Origin of the sequence: Microbacterium sp. NPDC088619 (assembly GCF_044752825.1) — a bacterium.
In the GTDB taxonomy this organism is placed as follows: Bacteria; Actinomycetota; Actinomycetes; order Actinomycetales; family Microbacteriaceae; genus Microbacterium.
On sequence record NZ_JBIVLZ010000002.1, the window covers coordinates 602,647 to 620,442 of the forward strand.

General features: G+C 69.0%; 19 protein-coding genes. 8 read left to right on the forward strand and 11 right to left on the reverse strand.

The window, feature by feature from the left end:
- Positions 1-57: 57 nt before the first annotated feature.
- From ACIP5T_RS17480 to ACIP5T_RS17490, 3 genes are read right to left on the reverse strand one after another with little or no spacing between them, the layout of a single operon-like run.
- Entirely contained in the window at positions 58-1,266 is a 1,209-nt protein-coding gene (locus tag ACIP5T_RS17480; protein WP_400867004.1) for a cytidylyltransferase domain-containing protein, read from the reverse strand.
- A gap of 56 nt (positions 1,267-1,322) precedes the next feature.
- Positions 1,323-2,681: a polysialyltransferase family glycosyltransferase gene (locus ACIP5T_RS17485; RefSeq protein WP_400866278.1), complete on the reverse strand. Its 1,359-nt coding sequence runs from the start codon at positions 2,679-2,681 to the stop codon at positions 1,323-1,325.
- On the reverse strand, positions 2,678-3,658 hold the full coding sequence (locus tag ACIP5T_RS17490; RefSeq protein ID WP_400866280.1) for a glycosyltransferase family 2 protein: 981 nt from the start codon (positions 3,656-3,658) through the stop codon (positions 2,678-2,680). The genes ACIP5T_RS17485 and ACIP5T_RS17490 overlap by 4 nt, the downstream gene beginning before the upstream one ends.
- 153 nt (positions 3,659-3,811) lie before the next feature.
- On the opposite strand from ACIP5T_RS17490, the gene ACIP5T_RS17495 reads away from it, so the two are divergent.
- Together ACIP5T_RS17495 and ACIP5T_RS17500 are read left to right on the forward strand one after the other, a co-directional pair.
- The gene (locus ACIP5T_RS17495) at positions 3,812-4,705 is read left to right on the forward strand and encodes a hypothetical protein (protein WP_400866283.1); all 894 of its coding nucleotides are present in this window, start codon (positions 3,812-3,814) and stop codon (positions 4,703-4,705) included.
- Between the two features lie 37 nt (positions 4,706-4,742).
- The gene (locus ACIP5T_RS17500) at positions 4,743-5,048 is read left to right on the forward strand and encodes a DUF4229 domain-containing protein (protein ID WP_400866286.1); all 306 of its coding nucleotides are present in this window, start codon (positions 4,743-4,745) and stop codon (positions 5,046-5,048) included.
- A 36-nt stretch (positions 5,049-5,084) separates the two neighbouring features.
- On the opposite strand, the gene ACIP5T_RS17505 is transcribed toward ACIP5T_RS17500, so the two are convergent.
- Genes ACIP5T_RS17505 through ACIP5T_RS17520 form a run of 4 tightly spaced genes read right to left on the reverse strand, consistent with a single transcriptional unit; the run spans position 5,085 to position 7,479 of the window.
- Entirely contained in the window at positions 5,085-6,062 is a 978-nt protein-coding gene (locus ACIP5T_RS17505) for a 1,4-dihydroxy-2-naphthoate polyprenyltransferase (RefSeq protein ID WP_400866289.1), read from the reverse strand.
- A gap of 48 nt (positions 6,063-6,110) precedes the next feature.
- The gene (locus ACIP5T_RS17510) at positions 6,111-6,758 is read right to left on the reverse strand and encodes a dihydrofolate reductase family protein (RefSeq protein ID WP_400867007.1); all 648 of its coding nucleotides are present in this window, start codon (positions 6,756-6,758) and stop codon (positions 6,111-6,113) included.
- Between the two features lie 45 nt (positions 6,759-6,803).
- Positions 6,804-7,094 carry a DUF4287 domain-containing protein gene (locus tag ACIP5T_RS17515; protein WP_201471201.1) on the reverse strand — a complete coding sequence of 97 codons (291 nt, stop codon included), beginning with the start codon at positions 7,092-7,094 and terminating at the stop codon, positions 6,804-6,806.
- A 22-nt stretch (positions 7,095-7,116) separates the two neighbouring features.
- On the reverse strand, positions 7,117-7,479 hold the full coding sequence (locus tag ACIP5T_RS17520) for a cupin domain-containing protein (protein WP_400866292.1): 363 nt from the start codon (positions 7,477-7,479) through the stop codon (positions 7,117-7,119).
- A 45-nt stretch (positions 7,480-7,524) separates the two neighbouring features.
- Here ACIP5T_RS17520 and ACIP5T_RS17525 point away from each other — a divergent pair, with 45 nt between their 5' ends.
- On the forward strand, positions 7,525-8,568 hold the full coding sequence (locus ACIP5T_RS17525; protein WP_400866294.1) for a DUF5937 family protein: 1,044 nt from the start codon (positions 7,525-7,527) through the stop codon (positions 8,566-8,568).
- 32 nt (positions 8,569-8,600) lie between these two features.
- On the opposite strand, the gene ACIP5T_RS17530 is transcribed toward ACIP5T_RS17525, so the two are convergent.
- Positions 8,601-9,062, reverse strand: a complete 462-nt coding sequence (locus tag ACIP5T_RS17530; RefSeq protein WP_400866297.1) for an Lrp/AsnC family transcriptional regulator — start codon at positions 9,060-9,062, stop codon at positions 8,601-8,603.
- Between the two features lie 72 nt (positions 9,063-9,134).
- On the opposite strand from ACIP5T_RS17530, the gene ACIP5T_RS17535 reads away from it, so the two are divergent.
- Positions 9,135-10,574, forward strand: coding sequence for a DUF6421 family protein (locus ACIP5T_RS17535; RefSeq protein ID WP_400866300.1), 1,440 nt, complete (start codon positions 9,135-9,137; stop codon positions 10,572-10,574).
- 111 nt (positions 10,575-10,685) lie between these two features.
- On the forward strand, positions 10,686-11,327 hold the full coding sequence (locus tag ACIP5T_RS17540) for an SDR family NAD(P)-dependent oxidoreductase (protein ID WP_400866303.1): 642 nt from the start codon (positions 10,686-10,688) through the stop codon (positions 11,325-11,327).
- A 19-nt stretch (positions 11,328-11,346) separates the two neighbouring features.
- On the opposite strand, the gene ACIP5T_RS17545 is transcribed toward ACIP5T_RS17540, so the two are convergent.
- Complete coding sequence (locus ACIP5T_RS17545; protein WP_400866309.1) at positions 11,347-12,759, reverse strand: MFS transporter; 1,413 nt, start codon at positions 12,757-12,759, stop codon at positions 11,347-11,349.
- Between the two features lie 90 nt (positions 12,760-12,849).
- Between ACIP5T_RS17545 and ACIP5T_RS17550 the strand changes: the two genes are divergently transcribed.
- On the forward strand, positions 12,850-13,917 hold the full coding sequence (locus ACIP5T_RS17550; protein WP_400866311.1) for a threonine aldolase family protein: 1,068 nt from the start codon (positions 12,850-12,852) through the stop codon (positions 13,915-13,917).
- Between the two features lie 90 nt (positions 13,918-14,007).
- On the opposite strand, the gene ACIP5T_RS17555 is transcribed toward ACIP5T_RS17550, so the two are convergent.
- Entirely contained in the window at positions 14,008-14,607 is a 600-nt protein-coding gene (locus tag ACIP5T_RS17555; RefSeq protein WP_400866314.1) for an NUDIX hydrolase family protein, read from the reverse strand.
- A gap of 113 nt (positions 14,608-14,720) precedes the next feature.
- Here ACIP5T_RS17555 and ACIP5T_RS17560 point away from each other — a divergent pair, with 113 nt between their 5' ends.
- Both ACIP5T_RS17560 and ACIP5T_RS17565 read left to right on the forward strand, forming a co-directional pair.
- Positions 14,721-15,377 carry an alpha/beta hydrolase gene (locus ACIP5T_RS17560; protein WP_400866316.1) on the forward strand — a complete coding sequence of 219 codons (657 nt, stop codon included), beginning with the start codon at positions 14,721-14,723 and terminating at the stop codon, positions 15,375-15,377.
- Positions 15,378-15,631: 254 nt separating this feature from the next.
- Positions 15,632-17,317 (forward strand): ABC-F family ATP-binding cassette domain-containing protein, encoded by a 1,686-nt coding sequence (locus tag ACIP5T_RS17565; protein WP_400866319.1) that lies wholly within the window; start codon positions 15,632-15,634, stop codon positions 17,315-17,317.
- A 29-nt stretch (positions 17,318-17,346) separates the two neighbouring features.
- On the opposite strand, the gene ACIP5T_RS17570 is transcribed toward ACIP5T_RS17565, so the two are convergent.
- Positions 17,347-17,757, reverse strand: a complete 411-nt coding sequence (locus ACIP5T_RS17570; protein WP_400866322.1) for a DUF6157 family protein — start codon at positions 17,755-17,757, stop codon at positions 17,347-17,349.
- Positions 17,758-17,796: the final 39 nt, after the last annotated feature.

Consider the following 17,796-nt stretch of genomic DNA (forward strand, 5'->3'; position numbering starts at 1 on the left):
TCTCCTGAGTACGCGCCGATGGTGAACGCCACACGTCAGGAGGGTTACCGGCACCGGTCAGGCGGGCAACACTCGTTCGATCAGCTCTCGGACGGCACCGTGACCGCCGCTGCGGCTGAGCACGACGCGGGCCGCTTCGAGCACGAGCGGATGCGCATCGGCCACCGCGACGGGCCAGCCGACGATTCGCAGGGCAGGCAGATCGTTGACGTCGTTGCCCAGGTAGGCGATGTCGGCGAGCGGGATGCCGACCTCCTCCGCCCAGCCGCGCAGAGCCGACTCCTTGTCTTCGATGCCGTGCAGAACGGGCACGCGGAGCTTGTCGGCCCGAGCCCGCACGACGGCGTTGACCTCGGTCGAGAGGATGAGCATCGGGATCCCGGCACGCCGCAGCAGCGACACCCCCATGCCGTCCTCGCGGCTCACCCGCACCCGTTCTATGCCGTCGGCGTCGACCGTCGCGGTGTCGTCGGTGTGCACGCCGTCGAAGTCGGTGACGATCGCTCGCACCGGCACCCGCTCCGGGCTCTCATGAAGGGCTGCGAGCGCGCGGGCGATGCGGAGCTGCTGCTCGTCGTCGATCTCGATCGCGGTCCATTCCGGCACTTCGGCGATGCGGATGCGACCGAAGAAGCGGTGCTCCGCCTCGCGGAAGCCGTCTGCTCGGAACACGTAGAACGCGCCCGTCTCGAGGAAGTGCGGCTCGCGGTCCTGACGCCGGGGGCGATGCGCGGCATCGTGGTTGAGTGCGACGGCCGCGCCGGCATCCGTCTGTCCTGCTCGGCCAAGCCGTGCTGCGCCGCCGTGCGACCACAGGAATCCGTAGGTCTCGTGGGCGGCGAACATGCTGTCAGCGGTTCCCTCGCGCACCTCGCGGACAGCACCGGACAGGGCGCCCCGCGGGATGAACGGCGATGTCGCCTGCAGGAACGCCACCACGTCGGCGGGCTCTCCTTCGGCATCGAGCACGTCCAACGCGTGCAGGATCGCAGACTCCGACGAGGCCGTGTCGCCGGAGATCTCTGCCGGTCGCCGCACGACTCTCGCACCGGCCGCCTCGCTCACCGCAGCGATCTCGTCGTCATCGGTCGAGACGACCACGAGGTCGATGCCATCGGTCTCGCGCGCGGTGCGCACCGCGCGTTCGACGAGAGGCACACCGCCGACACGGCGCAGGTTCTTGCGCGGCACGCCCTTCGATCCACCCCGTGCCGGGATGATCGCGACGACCCTGCCGACATCCGTCGAGTGCTGTTCTGCGGTCATGTCTCTCGTCCCATCGCCGTCGTCGCCGTCATCGCCCGTCATCGTCGTCATCGTCGTCATCGTCCCCTGAGCACGCGCCACGCGCGTGCGAGTCTGCGTCGCGCCGCGAGCACCGTGAGCCTGGCCTGCTCCACCCGGCCGATCCCGCCCACCGGGCGCAGCGCACGTCGCACGACCGTCTCGCGCGGCGCCCCTGGCAGCCGCAGCTCCGCCAGCCTCTCGGGTGCGAAGTACCGGTCTCGATCAGCGGGACGGATGCCGGTCAGCAGCTGCTCGGCTCGACCGCGCAGGTGCCCGGCGACCACGGGCTGCATGGCATACCCGACCGCGTCGATCAGCAGCTGCAGGCGCTCGGGATCGCGATACGGGGAGTCTGCGCGCGTGAGCGCATCGACGATCGTCGCCGGCACTCGATTGCTGTTCTCATACGGAGTCAGCCGCGCGAGCACGGTGTCGGCCCCGACCGCATCGATCTCACGACCGTAGAGCGCCTGCACGGTCGGCAGGGCGGTGGAGAACCCCGCGATGACGGCTGTCGCATCGAGTCGTTCGGCGAGCACCTCCGCGGCGAGCGCGCCGCGGTACTCGCGGAAGTCGATGCCGTGCATCTGTGCCCTGTCGCGCAGCGCGTCGCTCAGCCGAGGCGGTGCGGCGGGGTGCGGCTTGAAGACGATGTGCTGCGGTCGCCGGGTCGCCGCGCGGTCGATCATCTCCTTCTGCAGGGCGATCTCCTCGCCCTCGCTGACCAGTCCGAGCGCCGACAGGTACTGCCCGAGCACGAGCACCGTCGACTCGCCGTCGAGAGCGCTCTCGAGGTCTGCGGTGTCATCCACCGCAGCCGCGGTCTCGGCGAGCACGGCGTGGAACAGGTCGGGTGAGACCGGCACGGGCGTCGCGGTGGGCGAACCCACCAACGGCGTCAGTCCCGGCACCACGTCGGCGTGCACGACGCGGCCGATCCGAGCGGTCACCGTGTGCGGCATCCGCACCCGCATCGGCGAATACGTCATCAGCCCGTCGCCGATGATCGTGAGCCGCGCGTGAGGGAAGAGCTGCATCAGGGTGCGCGCCGGGGCGACCTGAGGGCTCTGCACGAGCAGTTCGAGGTCGCCCGGATCGATCCCCCACGCTCGGATCAGCAGCCGGCGCAGCAGCGGCAGATCGGCGGCCTGGGGTTTCCACGAGCTCGGATGCAGGGGGCCGAGCAGCGCGTCGAGATCTTCGATGCGGTCGAACCTGTCGCGGAGGCTCACCAGCGCGGGGTCTGCGGCGATGCTCACCGATGTCTCGGGCACTCGCGATGACACGAACGGGACGAGGATGCGCTCGCCGTGATCGCCGAGCAGCCCGCCGTCGAGCGCACCGGCCGCGGTGGCCAGCCCGTAGGCGCTGTGCACCGCGAAGAGCTGCGTCATGCCACAACCCCGACAGTGCGCAGCAGGGGAGCGAGCACGCGGCGGCGGGGTCCGTCGAGACGCGACAGCACGGCCGATGCCTCCCCCTCCGGCAGACGGGCGAGCAATCCGCGCAGGCCTGTGCGCATCTCCCTGCGCAGCGACGGGGTCATCCTCCTCGACCGCACGAGATGCCGGGAGGTGAGCGCCATCACACTCCACACCGCCTTCGGCAGGAACCTGTCGGACTCGGCATCCGCGCCCACGATGTCGAGGACCTCGTCCATCGCACGCACGAAATCGAGCTGTCGCCGGTCGCGCACCTGCGTGAGCGATGTCGACACCCCCCGGCGGTAGAGCAGCGCAGGGGCGTCGACCACCGCGAACGATCGGGCCTGCAGGTGCAGGCGCCAGATCCACGGACGATCCTCGGCGGTGAAGAGGCCGGGTGTGAACTGCGCGAGGCCGTCGTCGATCAGGCGGCGGTGCAGGATCCCGGCCCACGCGAACGGGTAGTCGACCATGGTGGGCTCGTTGTCGGGCAGGATCGCGTCCCGGGGTGAGCCGACCGCTTCACGCCAGGGGTACGGCGCAGGCACGAGGGTGCGCACGCCTGCCTTCACGGTGACGTGGTCGGTGCGCAGGAGATCGCAGCGGAGCTCGCTCAGCCGCCGGGCCAGCACCGAGAGCCGTTGCGGCTGCATCCAGTCGTCTCCGTCGAGGAAGCAGAACGCGTCGCCCTCGACATGCTCGAGCCCCTGGTTGCGGGCACTCGCGAGCCCTTTCGGCCGCGGGTTGACGATGACCTCGGCGTGCGGGAACCGCTCGGCGTATCGCCGCATCAGCGTGCCGGTGTCGTCGCGCGACCCGTCGTCGATCGCCACGAGCTTGAGCGAGGCGGGGTCGTCGAACTGCCGTGTCAGCGTCTCGAGCGTCGTGCCGATGTAGGCGCCTGCGTCCTTGGCGGGCAGGATGACGGTGACGAGCGGTGTGCGCACAGAACTCCCCCGGGTCGACGGTCTCGGAATGCTCTCAGGCGCTCGTTGCCGATCGGGGGCCAGCGGGTGAACACGGGGTGACGCGATATCCGCCGCCGCACCGGCGCCCGTGGCCGATTCGCACCTCGCCCTGCGATCGGCGACGATGGGTGCATGCTCTGGCCGTTCGGAACCACCTGGCGCCCGGTGCGCCAGAAGCGCCGCACCACGGTCGACCTGCGGTGGCTGAGCGCCCGCACCTGGACCCGCCGCTGGTATCCGCAGGGCATCGACCTCGGTCTGTGGCACGGTCGCCGGACACTCGCCGTGAGCTGGTTCCGTCAACAGCTCGACGGTCATCACCTGGCGTCTCGGGTCGCGTTCGTCGACCTCGAACGCTCTCGCCATCTCGACGTGCTGCTCGCGTTCGAAGAGCACGGCGAGCTGCAGCCCGCCCCCATCCACGCCGGCGGCCTCGCGTGGTTCGACGATCGGCTGTTCGTCGCGGCGACGGGTCGAGGCATCTGGGAGTTCGACCTCGCCGACATCCGCCGCGTGCGGGGCGCCGAGGCGCGACGCGTCGCCGGTGCACGCGGGCGGGGACTGCGCGCCACCGCTCTCGTCGCGGTGCGCACCCGCGTGCATCCGATCGAGCTGCGCTGCTCGTATCTCGGCCGCGTGTTCGATGACGACGGCGCGCCCCTGCGTCGAGTGCTGATCGGCGAGTACACGAAGGACGACAAGGGGCGGATCGCGGAGTTCACGGTGCCCGACTCCGAGGACGACGGATTCCGCGAAGAGAGCCGCTTCACCCCCGGCATCACGCAGATGCAGGGGGCGGCGCGGTGGGGCGACCGGCACTTCGTCTCGCAGTCCGACGGGATGCGCCCCGGCGCCCTGTGGACCGGCGGCCGCGATGCCCTGGTGCGCGATCGGGTGCCGCTTCCCGTCGGCTGCGAGGATCTCGCCCTCGACCTGGACGCGAAGCTGCTGTGGTCGCTCGGCGAGCACCCCTGGAAGCGCGTCGTGCGCGGCATCCCGTTCCAGGTGCTCGGCCTCGACGACTGACAGCAGACGCCTCAGCTCGCGAACGTAGACTGTCCGGGTGAAGAACCGTGCACCTTTCCTCGTCTACACCGTGCTGCGCCTGCTGGCTTTCCTCGTGCCGCTCGCGATCATGTGGTTCTTCTTCCCGATCTTCCGTGAGTACTGGTGGCTCGCCGCGATCTTCGCCGCCCTCATCGGCATGAGCATCTCGATGCTGTTCCTGCGCCGACCTCTCACCGACGCTTCGGCGCGGATCGTCGAGCGTCGCGGGGGTCGCAGCTCGGCCGAACAGGCCGATGCGGATGCCGAGGACGAGGCGATCGCCGGCGAGACCGGCGCCCCGAAGCCGGCGCCGCGAGACTGACCGGATCCCGGCCCCGCTGTCAGGTCGGGTGCCGGTTCAGCCGGCGAGCGCCCAGAAGAACGCACCGGCGTAGAGCAGCGCGGTCAGCGACGTCAGAGCGAGAGCGGTGACCAGCTCCTTCGCCTGGCGGTAGGTCCAGACGATCAGGATGGCCGGAAGCCCGGCGAGCAGCGCGAGCAGTCCGATCCACGCGATCGGGTACAGCAGTGCGATGAACGCGAGGATGCCGAAGGGCACGATCACGAACAGGGTGAACAGCACCTGTGTCGCGCGCTTGCCGATCAGCACCGTCAGGGTGCGCTTGCCGACCAGGCGATCCTGGTCGATGTCGCGCAGGTTGTTGGCGAGCAGCACCGCACAGGCGAAGAGGCCGGCGGCGATGGCACCGAGCCAGGCCTGCTGCGGCAGCTCGAAGACCTGCACCCACGTGGTGCCGAGCGTCGCGACGAGTCCGAAGAAGATGAAGACGAAGACCTCGCCGAGAGCGTTGTAGCCATAGGGCCGCTTGCCGCCGGTGTAGAACCAGGCGGCGACGATGCACGCCGCGCCGATCGCCAGCATCCACCACTGCTCGGTGCGGATCACGATCGCGAGCCCGACCGCCGCTGCGAGCGCGAAGAACACCAGCGCGGCGACGAGCACGGTGCGCGGCTTCACACGACCGGATGCCGTGAGGCGGGCCGGTCCGACTCGCACGGCATCGGTGCCGCGGATGCCGTCGCTGTAGTCGTTCGCGAAGTTGACGCCGATCTGCAGCAGCACGGCGACCGCGAGGCATGCCAGCGCGATCACCCAGTGGAACTCCGGGCCGGTGCTGCGTGCGGCGCCGGTGCCGATCACGACCGGGGCGACGGCGAGTGGGAGGGTGCGCAGACGAGCGGCGCCGATCCAGTCGCCGAGCGTCACCGGGCCTGCGTCGATGACGGCCTGACTGGCCGGATTGCCGCTCGCCCGCTTCGCGGGGTTGCCGCTGACACGGGTCTGATTCTTCTTGCGCTTCGAGGATGCTGCCACGCAGGGAATCCTACTGGGGGCGCCGATGGACGCCTGCGGGGCGCGACGTCAGTCGCGGCGGAAGGTCAGGTGCGTGACACCCGACTCGGCGACCTCCGACTCGACGTCGTAGCCGTTCTCGATGCCGCGAAGGCCGTCCCAGATGCGCTCGCCGCTGCCCAGCACGAGCGGAGCGACGGCCAGGTGCACCCGGTCGACCAGCCCCGCGCGGAGGAACTGCCTCACGACGTCGATGCCGCCGCCGATGCGCACGTCGTCGCTGCCGGCCGCGTCGATCGCGCGCGGCAGGATCTCTTCCGGCGCCGCATCGACGAAGTGGAAGACCGTGCCGTTCGCGAACTCGATCGGGTCGCGACGGGTGTGCGTGAGCACGAAGACCGGCACATGGAAGGGGGGCTCGTCGCCCCACCATCCGCGCCACTCCGGGTCATCCGGATTCTGGTGCAGACCGAACATGCCTGCCCCCATGATCTCGGCGCCGATGCCTTCGAAGTAGGCGTGGGCGTACTTCTCATCGACGCCCGTCGTGCCCGCGCCGGAGTCGTCGCCCAGCACGCGGGTGCGGAATGTGCGCGTGGCCGCATACGCCGCGACCAGACGCGGCCAGTCGTCACCGAACGGCTTCTCGGGTGTCTGATCGGTGGTGGTCGCGAATCCGTCGAGGGAGACGTTGAGATCGACGCGGACTGCCATGATGCTCTCTCTTCTACAGCTGCCGGGTGATGCGATCAGGTGTTCGGGTCAGGCGTTCGGGTTGCTGTCTTTGCCGTCGAGCCAGAGCGTGTCGGACGCATCGCCATGCGCGCCGCCCTTGCCGACGTGCTTGTCGCTGATCTTCGGCCCTTTGAGGATCACGTGGACCATCGCCTGGGCATGGCCGTGCCCGAGGCTGTAGTCCTGCTTGAGCCAGTTGAGCACGACCGTCGACTTGGTCGTCTCGTCGAACCCCTGCTCCTTGGCGAGTTCGATGAACTGGCGAGGGGTGAGGCCTGTCTGGGTCTCGACCTTGTCGAGGTACGCCTGGAAGGACATGGATGCTCCTGTGTGTGGTGGTTCAGTCGTCGGAGAGGAAAGTCTGGATGATCGTCGCCGACGCATGGATGCCGATGATGCGCAGCATCCCCTCGCCGACGTTCGTGAAGCAGTGTGGCACGAAGGCCGGGCCTGTGGCGGTGTCGCCTGCCGAGGCGACGATCGTGGCATCGCCGACCGTGATCCGCGCCGTGCCCTCGAGCACCACCCAGGTCTCGGGGTAGGGATGCCAGTGCAGGCCTGGGCCGTCGCCGGGCTGGTTCTCGACGTAGAAGTACGAGATCCCCGCACCGTGATCTGCACCGACGAACCTGCGACTGCGCCCGGTGCCGATGCGGATGTCCGCGGCGGCGACGGCTTCGAGAGCGGATGACGTGGTGTTCATGAGCCCAGTCTCGACAGGCCCGGACCCGCGTCCTAGAGTTTCGATGTGGATCGAAACTCCGTTGGTGCAGGTGCCGGCTCGCCACGCGAGGGCGTCGAGCATCCCGACCACCGCGTGGAGTTCCATCTGAGCCCCGGCGACATCCAGGCGGTGCGGTTCGGCATCTCCCCCGGGCATGAGCTCGCCCACGCCGTGCGGGTGCTGTTGCGCCCCGCACAGCATCCGCTGCAGTGGGGATGGCTACGCGCCGTACGCGATCGACTGCCTCGCGAGAGCTTCCGCCTGCTCGCCGCGGTGATCGGCGACGACGGCTACATGCCCGACTTCCTCACGGCAGCGCCGGGGTGGGACATGACGCCGGAGGCGGAGCTCGCGGCCCTGCGCATCACACCGCTGGAGCCGATGCGGGTCGATTTCGGCAAGATGGTGCTGCGTTCGACGGGGGCACGCCGACGAGCACTGCACGAGATGCGACAGCATCCGGAGCGCGCGCGGGCGATGATCGCGGACGCGTGGTCGGACGTATGGGATGCCGCACTCACTCCCGTCTGGCCGCAGCTCGAACGCCTGCTGCGATCAGACGTCGCGGTCCGATCGCGGGTGATCGCCACCTCGGGGATCAGAGAGATGGCCGGGGGTCTCCATCCGAAGGTGACCTGGGGCGACGGGGCCGTGCGCGTCTCGCTGCGCCGTCACAGCGAGGTCGTCGACTGCCACGGCAGCGGACTGGTGCTCGTGCCGTCGGTGATGTCGTCGTGGGGATGCATGGTGCTCACCGAACCACCGGCTCAGCCGACTCTCTTCTATCCCGCGCGTGGCGTGACGGCCGGCTGGTCCCGCGACGCGAGCGAGATCGCGACGTCGCTCGGCGCGCTCCTCGGCCCGGCTCGCGCGACGATCCTGCTCGAAGCGGGCATCGCTCGCACGACCTCCGAGGTGGCTCAGGATGCGGGGATCGCCGTGTCGACGGCATCCCATCACCTCACCGTGCTGCGCGACGCCGGTCTGGTCTCGAGCGAACGCGACGGCGCGAGGATGCTGCACCTGCGCACACCCCTCGGCGAGGCGATGATCGGCGCGGCGCTGTGATCCCCGCGGAGCTGTGATCCCCGCGGCGCTCTCTATTCGTCTTCGGGGGCGACCGAGATGATCGGCCGGTGCTCGTAATACGTCTGCAGCACGACAGTGGTGCGGGTGCTGACGTTCGCCGCCAGGCGGATGTCACGCACGAGCTCTTCCAGAGCGCGGGGCGAGGCGACCCGCACGAAGAGCATGTAGCTCGCGTCACCGGCGATCGAGTGGCACGCCTCGATCGCGTCGAGGTGCTCGAGCAGCTCGGGGGCGTTATCGGGCTGGGCCGGATCGAGAGGGGTGATCTCGATGAACGCCGAGAGCGGCGTGCCGACGAGTTCAGGGTCGAGGATCGCGCGGTAGCCGGTGATGATCCCGCGCGTCTCGAGGCGACGCAGTCGCGACTGCACGGCCGACACCGACAGCCCCACGGCATCCGACAGCTGGGACAGCGTCGCCCGTCCGTCTCGAGAGATGGCAGCCAGGATCGCGCGGTCGACAGAATCATCCATGGATGTAAGATTATCGTCAGGATTCCGTATATGCAGGAATCTTTCCGTCAAACTCTCCGATCGGAGGTCCCGATGTCCATCATTTCCGCCAACAGCTCCGCTGTACAGGCCATCGTCGGCGAACCCGAGGTCGTCGAGGACGCAGCGACCGCCGAATCCTCCGCAGCGTGGGCCCAGCTCAAGGACGCCGCGATCGCGATCCGCGAGATGCAGATCAAGGACGGATCGATCCCGGATGCCGCGCACCACGCCGCCGCTCGTGAGCTCGTCGCCGCGATCACCGCCGGCATTCGCGCTCTCGCCCCCGCCTTCCCGCACGACGCCGAGTACCTCGCCGCGTCGATCGTCGACTTCGACCGCTGGGTAGCCGAAGGCTTCGGCGTGCCGGACTTCCTCGATTCGCTGATGGCGTTCCAGCCGCAGCAGCACCGGATCGACGGCATCCGCCACCTCGTCGTCTTCCCGATGTACACGCAGAACGGGTCGAGCGACCGCCTCGTGGAGGCGCTCATCGTGGAGACGATCTGGCCGGAGTTCATCGCCGCCCTCGAGGCCGGCGACTACGGAAACAAGCTGTTCGTCTCGCTGCGTCTGGTCGACTTCACGCCCGGCTACGACACGAACTCGGCCGTGCTGTTCCCCGAGACGGTCGCGATGCGCGAGATCCCGACGTTCACGTGGGGCGCGATCTTCCAGGATCGCGAGGCCGCCAGGTACCGCCGGGTCACCCGCGCCGCCGCCGCGATCACCAACCTCGACCTGCCGGAGCGGGCGAGCGCGATGCTCGACGACCAGCAGATGGCGGAGAAGACCTTCGTCATGTGGGACATCATCCACGACCGCACCCACATGCGCGGCGACCTGCCCTTCGACCCGTTCATGATCAAGCAGCGGATGCCGTTCTTCCTCTACTCGCTCGAGGAGATGCGCTGCGACATGACGGCGTTCCGCGAGTCGGTGACCATCGAGCGCGCGCTCGCGGCCCGCATCGCCGCGGGTGAACGGCTCACCGAGACCGAACAGGAGATGCACGACTACGCGCACCTCGTGCAGTACGCGGTGATCTTCGACCGGATCTTCCGCTTCTCGATCACCGGCACCCGCACGCGCAACTACGACGCCGTCGGCGGACAGCTGCTGTTCGCCTGGCTGCACCAGCGCGGGGTCCTGCACTGGACAGACACCGCTCTCGCATTCGACTGGGACAACGTGCCGGATGCCGTCGTGGCTCTGGGCGATGCGATCGACGACCTGTACTGGCACTCGATCGACCGCCCCAAGGTCGCTCACTGGCTTGCCGCGTATGAGCTCGTGCGCGGAACACTCACGCCGCACCCGGCATCGCAGTGGGCCCGCGGTCTGTCCGACGAGATCCTCGCCGGGGCGCCGAAGGGGTATACGGATGCCGTGATGGACGACGAGTTCCCGCTGTCGATGTTCTTCGAGACCCTCGACAAGAAGATGAAGACGGTCATCGAGTCGACCGTCGGCATTCGGGGCACCGACGACTGACTCGAATCGCGCATTTCTGGGGTTCGGTCGTGTGGTGCGACCGGACGCAGCGTCTGCGGCCATTCCTGCCCGGGGTGGCCGCAGAACTGTTTCTTCACGAGAGTTGAGCACATGAGCGTCACAGATCGAACGATCGTCCTCGCCGGAGCCACCAGTGGCTCGGGCCTCGCCCTCTCACGCGCACTCGTCGAGGCGGGTGCGCGGGTCATCGCGACGGGCCGCACGGCCGAACGCCTGGAACCGCTGCGAGCACTCGGCGCCGAGGTCGAGGTGGCGGATGCCACCTCCCTCGAGTCGATGACGGATCTGGCCGCGCGGCTGGGCGCCGTCGACGCCGTGATCCCGCTGGTCGGCGGATGGCGCGGCGGCGGCGGACTCGCAGGCCAATCGGATGCCGACTTCGCCGCGCTGCTTCCCGCCCTCGACGCGGTGCGCGCGACGAGCCGCGCGTTCGACAGCGCGCTGCGCGCCTCGAGTGCCGGCCGATTCGCGATCGTCTCGTCGACTGCGGTCGGTCGCCCTCTCGCGGGCGGGGCGAACTATGCGGCGGTGAAGGGGGCGAGCGAGGCGTGGACGCGCGCGGTCGCGCAGGGCTTCGCGAAGGCCGCGCGGGATGCCGATGTGCCGCTGCGTGCGGCATCCGTCGTCTTCCGTGCGAAGGCTCTCGATCCGGCATCCCTCGTGGCGCGAGTCCTCGCCCTGTGGGACGCCGACGCCGTAGACCTCAACGACCAGATCATCACGCTCGACTGATCTGGCCGCTGCGGCCGATTCAGCGCCGCGCTTCCGGGACCTCTGGGGGCAGGCCCCGCACAGGCGCCGGTGCATCTGTCGCGGATCCGCCCACCGCTTCCTCAGCGCTCGGATCCTGCTCCGGCGCGTTGGCGTAGAGCTCGGTGAGCTTGCGATACGACTTCGTGAAGAACGCCAGGGTCGCAGCGATCACCATGATGATGCCCGCGAACAGGCAGATCAGCGCGATGCCCCGAGCCTCGCCCTCGCCGAGCAGCCAGTCCCACTGCTGCTGCCCCTCGGCGGTCTTCATGTAGGGGATGATCAGGAACTCCGCGATCGGCGCGATCAGGAATGCCGTGATCGGAGCGGCGGCAGCTTCCATCGCGGCGGCGACACCGAACACCCGCCCCTGCCTGTCGTAGCGCACCACCTTCTGGATGATCGTCTGCTCTGCCGCCTCGACGGGAGGCACGAGAGCCATGTAGATCCACATGCCGATCACGTAGAGCGGCCACCACTCGCGCAGCATGAAGACCGAGCCGAGGATGCCCATCGCGATCACGACGAGCAGCAGCGTGCGCATCGGCTTCGGGCCGAGGCCGAACTTCGCCACCAGCCCACCGCCGATGAGGAAGCCGGTCGACGCGAACGCGAGAGCGAACCCCCACGTCTGCGCGTCGAAGAGGGTGAGACCGTAGGGGTCCATCAGCGCCATGTAGACGCCGCCGATGAGGTTGTTGAAGGTCGAGAAGATGATCAGCGCGAACAGTCCGGGCGCCAGCCTGATGGCCGCCACGCTGCCGCGGAAGTCGAGTGCGCTCTTGGCATCGGGGTCGGGCTGCGGCGTCCCCTCGGGGATGCGGATGAAGAGCAGATGCACGAAGGTCAGCGCCATCGCGCCGATCGCGATCGCCAGAGTCCACCCCATGCCGAGGAAGCCGATCGAGAGCCCCGAGAACACGCTCGTCACGAGGAAGGCCAGCCCCTGAACCGTGCCGACCAGACCGTTGGCGTTGGCCCGCCGGTCTTCGGGCACCAGCAGCGTGACCGTCGTCGAGAGCGCGATGTTGCGCAGCTGCTCGATGACCCCGCCGAACAGGATGATCGCCGAGAACAGCCAGAACCACGGACCGCCGAGGTCGAGCAGCGCCGATTCGGGCTGCCAGACGTACAGCGCCCCCGCGATCAGGAACGCCACCGCCGAGATGACGCTCGAGAGCAGCATGACCGTGTGCTTGCGGTTGCGATCGACGATCGTGCCGAAGATCATCGCGAAGAAGGCGACGAACAGCATGTAGGCGCCGCCGATGATGCCGGTCGCGAGCACCGACTGCGTCTCGATGTACACCCAGAACGTCAGCGCGAACCACAGGAAGCTCGTCGTCACGTTCGCGATGAGCGTGTTGACGAGGACGTTCGCGAAGGCCGTCTTCGCTGCGGTGCGCTCCATGCTTAGAGGGTAGGCGCGGCCTCGGACATTCGGTAGAGCGGGTTCCTCAGCGCGGCATCTGGGGTCGGCATCCGGCAATAGGCTTGTGCGGTGAGTATTCAGCATGACCCCGCCGTCCGGGGCTTCGCCAGCGACAACTATTCCGGCGTCCACCCCGAGGTCCTCGCGGCCATCGCAGCGGCGAACGGCGGCCACCAGGTCGCCTACGGCGAGGACGCCTACACGGCGCGTCTGCAGGAGGTGTTCCGCTCGCACTTCGGAGAGGGCGTCGAGGCCTTCCCCGTGTTCAACGGCACCGGCGCGAACGTCACCGGCCTGCAGTCCATGCTGCCGCGCTGGGGTGCCGTGATCGCGGCGTCGAGCGCCCACATCAACGTCGACGAGGGCGGCGCCCCCGAGCGGATCGGCGGGTTCAAGATCCTCGCCGTGCCGACGGACGACGGCAAGCTCACCCCCGACCTCGTCGACCGCGAGGCCTGGGGCTGGGGCGACGAGCACCGCGCGCAGCCGCTCGTGGTCTCGATCACGCAGTCGACCGAGCTCGGCACCCTGTATTCCGTCGATGAGATCCGCGCGCTCGCCGACCACGCGCACGAACGCGGCATGATGCTGCACCTCGACGGAGCACGCATCTCGAACGCCGCCGCTGCCCTCGACGTGCCGTTGCGCGCTTTCACCCGCGACGCCGGTGTCGACGTGCTCAGCTTCGGCGGCACGAAGAACGGCGCCATGCTCGGAGAGGCCATCGTGGTGCTGAACCCTGAGGCGTCGACAGGCCTGCAGTACTCCCGCAAGTTCAACATGCAGCTCTCATCGAAGATGCGCTTCGTCTCTGCGCAGCTCATCGCTCTGCTCGAGGGCGACCTGTGGCTGCGCAACGCCCAGCATGCGAACGCGATGGCCCAGCGGCTGCGCGGTGCGATCGAGGCCGGCATCGCTGCCGGCGAGATCGCCGGAGTCTCGTTCACACAGCCGACCCAGGCGAACGGCGTCTTCGCGCAGTTGCCGGACGGCATCGCCGACCAGCTCCGTGAGAAGTTCCGCTTCTACGACTGGGATGCCGCGCGTAACGAGGTCCGCTGGATGTGCGGCTTCGACACCGAGGAGTCCGACGTCGACGAGTTCGTCGCAGAGCTCGCGCGCCTCACCACGCGCTGAGAATCCGGTCGCGGCGCCCGCGACCGACGAGAGAGACCCACCATCAGAAGTCGTGACGGTGGGTCTCTCGCGTATGCGGTGACTGCGCCGCTAGCGGAGCAGACCGAGGTTGGCGAGCGCCAGACGGATGAGCGTGCCGCGCCCGCCCTCCATCTCGGCGGCGACGGTGTCTGACGCCGCAGCCTCCGGCGAGAACCAGGTGACCTCTAGCGCGTCCTGTCGCGGCTCGCACGTGCCGGTGACCGGCACCACGAACGCGAGCGAGACGGCGTGCTGACGGTCGTCGTGGTAGGCGCTGACCCCGGGCATCGGGAAGTACTCGGCGACGGTGAAGGGCAGCGGCTGGGGCGGGAGCAGCGGGAACGCCATCGGGCCGAGGTCGTTCTCGACGTGGCGGAACAGCGCATCGCGGATCGTCTCGCCGAACCGGACTCGGCCCGAGACGATGGTGCGCGTCATCTCGCCCATGGGCGTGGACCGCAGCAGGATGCCGATCTCGGTCACCTGCCCTGAGCCGTCGGTGCGCACCGGGATCGCCTCGACGTAGAGCATCGGCAGGTGGCGTCTCGCCTCTGCGAGCTCGAATTCGCTCAACCACCCCGGATTGGAGTCGCGCGAGGGCTGTGCGGAGCCGAAGCCCTCGAGGCCGTCGTCGGGCTCGGGATCGGGATCAGGTGTGCGGACGGACATGTCTCCTTTCTACCAGCAGCGTCCTCGCCCGAACACCGACTTGCGGCCACGACCGGGATACGATCCGACGATCGACGCCTGCGCGTGTCGGAGGGCGCTGGCAGGATGGACGGGTGAGCGAAGAACTGATGATCGACGGGCTCCTCACGCGCTGGTCGACCGAAGACCGCGCGGGGATGCCGCTGCTGGTGCTGCTGCACGGATACGGCGCCGACGAGCACGACCTGTTCGGGCTCGTCCCGTATCTGCCCGACGGCATCGCCGTGGCATCCGTCGCCGCCCCGCTCGCACCCCCGTGGCCGATGCCCGGGCGGTCCTGGTATGCGATCGAGGGCCTCGACGGCCGCAGTGCCGCATCGGTGACGCTGGCGGCAGAGGCATTCCTGCGCTGGCTCGACGACGCACGTGCGGATGCTCCTGCGGTGGCTCTGCTCGGCTTCTCGCAGGGGGCCGCCGTCGCCCTGCAGGCCATGCGTCTCGCCCCGCAGAGCATCGACACCGTGGTGGCGCTCAGCGGCTATGCCGCCGCAGGCGACCTGCCGGGTGATGAGGCGCTGACCGTGGCGCGACCGCACGTGTTCTGGGGCAGAGGCACGAACGACGAGGTGATCCCCGAGGCACTGGTCGCGCACACCGCAGAGTGGCTGCCCGCGCATTCCGAGCTGTCCGGGCGCGTCTACACCGGACTCACGCACAGCATCTCGGAGGAAGAGCTTCGCGACGTGCACGTCTTCCTCACGAAGTGGCTGGAGCGCGCCGCCAAGGCCTGACCATGACGCCCGAGCCCGACACGCCCGGGGTTGCGAAGTTCCGACACGCCCGGGTATCGTCGTGGAGTCCTGTCCGCCGTGTCTGGAAGTCCTTTGATCTGATCCGTCGCCTCCGCGCTCATCCATCCGCGCGCTGACCCGACGATCGCCGACTCCACGGCAGACCACGCCCGCTGTCCTCCGACAGCGCCCCGCTCAGACGGGGCCCTCGGGCGACCGGTGTCAGTGCACCCTCGCACTCGACAGGAGACACCATGTCAGTCCCCACTCTTCACTCCTCGGTCACTCTCGACCGACTCACCTTCACCTGGCCGGACGGCACGACCGCGCTCGATGCGGTCTCGGGTTCCTTCGGTTCCGGCCGCACCGGACTCGTCGGCCGCAACGGCGCAGGCAAGTCCACGCTGCTGCGGCTGATGGCGGGCGAGCTGACCCCTACCTCGGGGTTCGTCACGGCGACCGGCGAGGTCGCCTATCTGCCGCAGCAGCTCACTCTCGACGTCGATCGCAGGGTCGCGGATCTCCTCGGAGTCGCCGTTCCCCTGGACGCGGTCAGAGCGATCGGTGCCGGAGACGTCGATCAGGCGCACTTCGATGCGGTCGGCGACGACTGGGACATCGAGGCACGCGCCGAGATGTCCTTGGGCGAGGCCGGCCTCGCCCCCGAGTTCCTCGACCGCACGGTCGGCGAGCTGTCGGGCGGCGAGGCGGTGCTCGTCGCGATCGCCGGCATCCGTCTGCGGCGCGCGCCGATCACGTTGCTCGACGAGCCGACCAACAACCTCGACCGTGACGCCCGCGCGAAGCTGGCGGCGATGGTCGGGGCGTGGAAGGACACACTCATCGTGGTCAGCCACGACCTCTCTCTGCTCGAGCTGATGGACGACACCGCCGAGCTGTACGCGCAGACGCTGAGTGTGTTCGGCGGCCCGTATTCCGAATGGCGAGCGTGGCTCGACGCCGAGCAGGAGGCCGCCCGGCAGGCCGAGGTCACCGCGAAGCAGGAGTTCAGGAAGGAGAAGCGTCAGCGCATCGAGGCCGAGGTGAAGCTCGCGCACCGAGCTCGCACGGCGAAGAAGGCCGAGATCGAGAAGCGCGTGCCGAAGATCGTGGCGCACGGGCGCAAGATGGCGGCCGAGGTGTCGGCGGGCAGGCTGCGCACGGAGGTCGGCGCGAAGGAGGATGCCGCTCGCACTGCGCTCGACGAGGCCGGCAGGCGGCTGCGCTCGGAGGCGTCGATGAAGATCGAGCTTCCGGATCCGCAGGTGTCACGCTCCCGGCGCATAGCGATGATCGGCGACGGTGAGAGCTCGTGGATCATCCAGGGCCCGGATCGCGTCGCGCTGATCGGGCGCAACGGCGCCGGCAAGACGACGCTGCTCGAACGGCTCGTGGCGGATGCCGCCGGCGGATCGCTCCACAACTCCGGAGATTCGGCATCGGGCGGAGCCGAACGTCCCACTGCACGCGCCGTCGGGGAGGATCTCCGGAGTCATGGAGCGCAACTCGCGGCGACGGCGCTCACCGACCGCATCGGCTACCTGCCGCAGCGGGTCGACGGGCTCGACGAGAAGCGGTCGGTATACGAGAACATCGCGGATGCCGCGCCGCAGGTGCCCGAGAAGGAGCTGCGGAATCGCCTGGCGAGGTTCCTGATCCGAGGAGCCACCGCCGAGCGTCCGGTCGCAGCTCTGTCAGGCGGCGAGCGCTTCCGGGTGGCGCTGGCGAAACTGCTGCTCTCCGACCCCGCGCCGCACCTCGTGGTGCTCGACGAGCCCACCAACAACCTCGACATCGACACCGTCGACCAGCTCGTCGAGGCGTTGCGCGCCTACCGCGGGGCGGTGCTCATCGTGAGCCACGACGACGCGTTCCTCGCGCGACTCGATCTGGATCTCACTCTCGAGATCCAGCCGGATGGCTCGCTCGCAGCGATGTGAGGGGCGCGGGTGTCTTCGGGCACCCGCGCTCAGGCCCGTCGGCTCCGCATCGCCCGAGTGTGGGTGATCGCGGGGTCGGCGGCGAGCAGCGCGTAGTCCTCCGACTCGCGAGGCACGAGCGCGACCCTCCCCTCGCCGTCGTGCACGATGCCCCACCCGTAGCGCTTGCCCAGAGGCGATGAGCGCAGGCACGGCTGCCCTTTCGAGAAGAACGACTCGCGTGCGGCGGTGTCGTGAGGGGCGATCCCGCTGCGCAGCGCGTAGGTCTCGAAGATCACGTCGTCCGAGGTGCGCGCATACGGATCTTCGGCGATCAGCCGGTAGTGCAGAGCCGCGATCGTGGGCTCCTCACCCGTCGGCGGCTCTTCGGCATGGTCGACAGGGCAGTCCTCGGCGACCTCGATGAAGGTGCTCAGGTAGTTCGTGGTGTGCGTCGCCATGCCTACAGCATGCCCTCACCGTCGGACAATGCCGACCCC